Genomic DNA, 5878 nt, shown 5'->3' on the forward strand with positions numbered 1-5878 from the left:
GCATGGTGGTATTGGTGCCCGCCAGCGGCGTGATGATGAACGTCGGCACGACCACGGCCCCCAGCACCTGGACGGTGGCGATGATGCCCCCCGCGCTCCCCGCGTAGACCGGGCCGATGTCGGGCAGGAGCATGGGGAGGGCGGAAAACAGCGGCTGCACCGAATACTGCAGGAACCCGGCCAGGAGCAGGGCGGCGACCAGCCAGGGTCCCGTCGGCAGCTGCCAGGACCAGAAGATCGCCACGCCGCTCAGCAATCCCACCATGATGAGATAGCGTCGCATGACGCCCATGCGGCTGCAGATCATGGGCCCGAGGAAGCAGCCGAAGATCCCGCCCAAAGTCGGCATGGAAGCGAACAGGCTCGCCTTCACCGCGCTGATGCCGCGCAGCTCCTGCAGCACGTTGGGCAGGAAGCTCGAGAACACCATGACCGATCCCATGACGAAGAAGAGGCTGCACCCGGCAAGCCAGACGCCGCGCGACCGGGCCGCCCGGCCCAGGTACTGGTTGGCGCGCAGGACCGGCGGTTCGACGGCGCCTTCGGGGCGGTTTTTCGCGAAAACCAGCCAGAGGACGAAGATGGCCAGGCAGAGGACGCCGGAAAAGACGAAGGCGCCGGACATGGAAGGGAAAAGCGCGGTGGTGGAGGTGCCGGCGAACATCGCCAGGGCGGGGCTGATCATGCAGACGCCCATGATGGTCCCCATCTGCCGCTGCGGGAACCAGGCGCCGAAAAGCTTGGCCAGATTTCCCACCAGGAGCCCGGACGCCAGCCCCGCCAGAATGGTCATGAACAGGAAGGGCCAGAAGGAATCGGTGACGGCGCGGAAATAGCAGCCGATCACCGAGAAAAAGAAACCGACGGCCACCACCTTCTTCACGCCGAAACGGTCGGCGAGGGCCCCGCCCAGGATGCAGATGAAGAGCGACCCCGTCATCGGGCCGGCCATGAGGGCCGAGAACTGCGACGGCGAAAGGTTCAAAGCGGGCATCAGCTTGTACGCCAGGGGCGGGAGCTGAAACTGCGCATAGCTGCCGATAAAGGTGCCCAGCATGGCGATCGCGAGGATCACCCACCGGTAAGGCGACGGCCCGGACTCGTCTGCAGTGCTCATTCCTGTTCGCTCCCTTCGATCCCTGGATTCGGCCCGGACCCTTTCCCCGAAAAGAGAAGCGGCCCCGGCCCTGTTCTTCATTCCGCAGCGGTCATTGAATACGCGTTATCGGTAATTCGCCCTATGAAAGCACAAACCGGCCCGATTTGCCCGCGAAAATTCATCGGGGATGGCGCGGATTCCAGCGGGCGCCCCTGGCGGTTGGACGGCGGCGATTCGGCCGAGCCGCTTGCAGGGGTGCCTCAAAGGGCAGTGGGCCGCCTGCCCGGGCGGGGCCGGTTCCTGCCGGGCGTCGTTTGCATTGCGGAAGGCGATGATGGCTCTCGGCGGAGGTATTCGGGTTCGCGTCCGATTCCATCTCCGGCGGTGGAAATCGATGGTGGATGAAAAATGATTAAGAATAACAGCAAATAACATATAATAACCGGTCGGATGATCGTGTCTTGCGGTCTGGACGAACAAATGTAAAGGGGGCAGTTGCATGACTGAATCCACGAAAACCGGGAAGACCGGGAATCAAGTATTGAGAAGGGATTTCCTGCGCGGGAGCGGTGCGGTGATCGCCGCGGGCACCCTGGGCGTCGGCGTATCGGGCATGCCGGCGGAAGCGTCGCCGCAGGCGGCGGCGAAGCCCTACCCGAAATCCGAGGCCTATATCGTCTACGACAGCCGGGTGTGCCTGGGCTGCCAGAGCTGCATGTTCGCCTGTTCCATGACCCACGAAGGCAAGGCCAACCCTTCGCTGTCCCGCATACAGATCATCCGGGACGCTCCTTCCTTCACCAAATATCCCTACGATGTGGTCCTGTCCCCGTGCCGGCAGTGCGTGTCGCCCCTGTGCGTCCAGAACTGCCCGACAGGCGCCTGCCACGTGGATGAGGCCAACGGCAACATCCGGCGCATCGACCAGTCCAAGTGCATCGGCTGCAAACGGTGCATCCAGTCGTGCCCGCACAAGCCGCACCGCACGATATGGGATTTCACGAAAAAGAAGTCGACCAAGTGCGACCTGTGCCTGGATGCGCCCTTCTGGAGCGAAAAGGGCGGCCCCGGCGGAAAGCAGGCGTGCATCGAGACCTGCCCGGTCAAGGCGCTGAAGCTCGTGACGGAAGCGCCGGAACAGGAAGATATCGACGGGTATGAGGTGAACCTGGCGCCGCCGCCCCGCAAGATGAATTTCCCGGGAATGGGATTTCCAAAAGCGGCGCCCAAAACGGCGCCCAGGAAGGAAGGAGCATAGATATGGCGAACGGATATGCCGGGAAAATACTGAAGGTAAACCTGTCGACCAGGGAGATCTCCGCCATCGACACCGCGCGGTACGAGGAATTCGGCGGCGGCGTCGGCATGGGAGCCGCCATATTCTGGGACCTGGCCGTCGTCCCGGGCGACTGGGACCTGCAGGACGCGTTCGATCCGAGGAACGTCATCTCCCTGATGACCGGGCCCATGGCGGCGACGGGCGTGCCGGGGGGCGGCCGGACCAGCGTCTGCGCCATCGCCCCGGAAATATTCCCCACTCCGCAGTTCCACCGGACCAGCTTCGGCGGCCGATTCGCCACCATGCTGAAGCTCGCGGGGTGGGACGGCGTCGTCGTGCAGGGAAAGGCGGAGCGCCCGGTCTGGATCAACATCGTCAACGATAAGGTCACGATCGAAGACGCCGGCAGGCTGTGGGGAGTGAATACGCTGGAGACCCAGGGGGAAATCACCGGCATCGTCGGCGGCCGCACCCGGTTCGGGCAGCAGTGGTACGACATCGACGACGAAATGACGACGGCGAGGCCCCAGATCGTCTGCATCGGGCCGGTCGGGGAATCGATGTCGCGGGTCGCCGCGCTGATCCACGGCAGCGGCGTCAGCGCCCGCACCGGCGGCTTCGGCGGCGTATTCGGATCGAAGAACCTGAAAGCCGTCAGCGTGATCGGCACCGGGAGCGTGGAGGTCGCGGATCCCGCCGGGGTCGTGGACGCGCGGTTGTGGCACACGCGCAACCACTCCCGGGCCACGGCCTCCCCGGGCGCGTCCTGCTGCATGCCGTGCCTCAATCCCGACCGCAGACGGGATTCCTACTACGGCGGCGAATCGATGTGCGCGGACCAGTACTGGTACATGCCCCCGCAGCAGGGGGGCGGAATGGCGATGGGGGGAGGCAATACGGCCGAGCAGATGCGCGGGGCCGACATCGCCATCAAGTGGGGCCTCTGCACCTGGGCGACCAAGTTCGGCGGCGCCATGACGATGAATGTACCCGGCGCCGCGCCCCCCTTCAAGGGACGGCTTCCCATGGAGCCCGGAATGGGCTGGTACATCAAGTACCTCTACGAACTCGGGGTCCTGGGGCCGGGGAAGAAGATCGAATCCCATCCGCTGCCGATGGACCAGTGGGATTCGCTCAATTTCCGGGAGGTCTTCTGTGACGCGATCGCCCGAAAGATCGGGATCGGCGCAGACCTGGCGGAAGGGGTACTGGAGGCCGCAAAGAAATGGGGAAGGCTGGAGGAGGACCTGAACTCCGGGGCGCTGCGCCTGCCGGCGTGGGGCGCCAGCTGGCATCATTCGCTGCCGGGCGTGGAGTGGGCCTACAGCTACATCTTCATGACCGGGGACCCCATGTGGCACGGGTTCTTCAGCATCCTGACCGGGGGGGGCGGCATGATGGGCGGGTTCGGCGGCCCCTCGAAAACGGCCCAGGAGCTGGTGGAGAGCATCGCCCCCAAGCTGGTTCCTTTCGACGATGATCCCCTGATGCTCAGCAACTGCTGGAAGGGGGAAGAGGCTTTCAAGACCGGCATCTACTCCCCGCACAAGGCCAAGCTGCTGTCGTGGTGCCGGCGGTTCGCCGGGTTCTACAACGAATCGATGTCCATCTGCGAGATGCTGCTGCCGGGCTTCACCGGGCCCAGCCCCGAACTGGAGCACCGCTATTACCGCGCGGTGACCGGAAGCCGGAATACGTTCGCCGATACGATGGAGATCGGGCGGAAGATCTGGAACATGGAGCGGGCGATCCGCGTCGTGGCCGGCCGGCACCGGGACCAGGAAAAGTTCGCCCCCTTCATGCACATGAAGGGCGCCACCTTCCCCATAAGCACCAACAAGCCGGTATACCAGGACGGCAAATGGAGCTTCGAGGATCAGGCCGACCTGTATCTGGACAGGAAGGGCGTCGAGACGTTCAAGACGAACTTCTACAAGCTGGAGGGATGGAACGTCGATACCGGCTGGCCGACCAGGACGACCCTGGAGGGACTGGGCATGAAGAAGGTCGCCGATCTCATGGCCGCCAAGGGGAAACTGGGCGCCTGAACGGTTCCGTAGGGTTTGGTGTTTTACTGCAGGGGCGAACCGCGTGTTCGCCCCTGTTGCGTATAGGGCCGCTTTTTCCGGAGAGAGGCCTCCCGGAAGCATTTTTATTCAATTATTTATGAATCCAATCTGGCGCAAATTGTTGGAAAATCAGTATAATGCTTCGGTTCCAACACGCCGAATCGGGTATTGGCTCCTGCCGAAGGAGCTTGATTTGAGGACGGGATCTCCCCTCATTTCTTTCGTTTGCTTGGGTGATCATGAACGAATCGGAATGGCTAACCAGGAGAAAGCGCATCGACACGAAGCTCCGCTCTCTTCAACCAGCTTGGAAGATCATCCCGTATAACGACGGAATAGATGTTTCACGCCTGAACCGCCATGCCGTTGAAGAGTTTCCCACAGCCAATGGTCCCGCAGACTATGCCCTGTTCGTTGATGGCGAATTGCTGGGAATCATCGAGGCCAAGAAGGTCACCGTTAACCCACAGAACGTGTTGGAGCAAGCGAAGCGGTATGCTGCGGGAGTTTTTCAGGGCATCGGAAATTGGGATGGATTGAGGGTTCCCTTTCTTTATGCCACGAACGGGGAAGTCATCTGGTATTTGGATGTGCGGGGCGAGAAGCACATATCCCGCAAGATCAGCAATTTTCACACCGCCGGCGCATTGACGGAATTTATAGGCAAGGATATAGGAACTGCCCAAAACTGGCTTGAGACCACCACTCCGGATCAGATCGAGCGGCTTCGCCCGTATCAGGTAAATGCAATTCGCAGGATTGAGTCTTCCATTATTAGCGGGAAACGACAATTACTTGTTGCGATGGCAACGGGTACGGGTAAGACCTACATGACCGTTGCACAGGTCTATCGTCTTCTTGAATCAAAGATAGCACGTAGAATTCTTTTCCTGGTTGATCGGAAAGCCTTAGCAGCTCAGGCCGTGAGAGAGTTTGCGGCGTTTAATACCCCTAGGGGAAACAAATTCAACCAGGAATACGAGGTCTACAGTCAGCGATTCCGCAGGGAAGACTTTGGCGATGACAGGCCGTTTGATCCCAAGGTATTGCCTACTGAATATCTGACGAATCCCAGCCCCGCTCATACGTTTGTCTACGTATCCACTATTCAGCGGATGGCGATCAACCTGTTTGGCCGAGAGGGAGCATTCCCGCAGTCGGGCAGCGATCCGGAAATTGACGATGATGCCGAAAAAACCGACATCCCGATCCATGCATTTGATCTGATTATTGCGGACGAATGCCACCGTGGATATACCGCCCAGGAAACCAGTGTTTGGCGGGAAACAATTAACCATTTTGACTCACTACTGTCCCGTTAAAGACTGAATAAATTTCCACAACGTTAAACATAACAAAGGTTTACGCGATAAAATGACCTGCATCGACTTCAATTCAGTTCTGTATGATGGCCTCCATTATCCTAAAGGA

4 protein-coding genes are annotated in these 5878 nt (G+C 60.7%); 3 read left to right on the forward strand and 1 reads right to left on the reverse strand.

Going from position 1 to position 5878, the window contains the following annotated elements; genetic code table 11:
- The coding region (locus GXY47_04280; GenBank protein ID NLV30353.1) for a NarK/NasA family nitrate transporter at positions 1-1117 on the reverse strand (1117 nt) is incomplete at its 3' end.
- A 481-nt stretch (positions 1118-1598) separates the two neighbouring features.
- Between GXY47_04280 and GXY47_04285 the strand changes: the two genes are divergently transcribed.
- The 3 genes from GXY47_04285 (at position 1599) to GXY47_04295 (ending at position 5769) form a co-directional block, all read left to right on the forward strand.
- Complete coding sequence (locus GXY47_04285) at positions 1599-2357, forward strand: 4Fe-4S dicluster domain-containing protein (GenBank protein ID NLV30354.1); 759 nt, start codon at positions 1599-1601, stop codon at positions 2355-2357.
- 2 nt (positions 2358-2359) lie between these two features.
- The gene (locus GXY47_04290) at positions 2360-4426 is read left to right on the forward strand and encodes a hypothetical protein (GenBank protein NLV30355.1); all 2067 of its coding nucleotides are present in this window, start codon (positions 2360-2362) and stop codon (positions 4424-4426) included.
- Between the two features lie 257 nt (positions 4427-4683).
- A complete protein-coding gene (locus tag GXY47_04295) occupies positions 4684-5769 on the forward strand; it encodes a DEAD/DEAH box helicase family protein (GenBank protein NLV30356.1) in 1086 nt (361 codons plus the stop codon).
- Positions 5770-5878: the final 109 nt, after the last annotated feature.

The sequence above is a fragment of the Acidobacteriota bacterium genome (assembly GCA_012729555.1).
Lineage (GTDB): Bacteria > Acidobacteriota > UBA6911 > UBA6911 > UBA6911 > UBA6911.

Coding starts and splice junctions, on each gene's coding strand:
- GXY47_04285 (NLV30354.1), top strand. CDS start 1,599: ATGACTGAATCCACGAAAACCGGGAAGACCGGGAATCAAGTATTGAGA.
- GXY47_04290 (NLV30355.1), top strand. CDS start 2,360: ATGGCGAACGGATATGCCGGGAAAATACTGAAGGTAAACCTGTCGACC.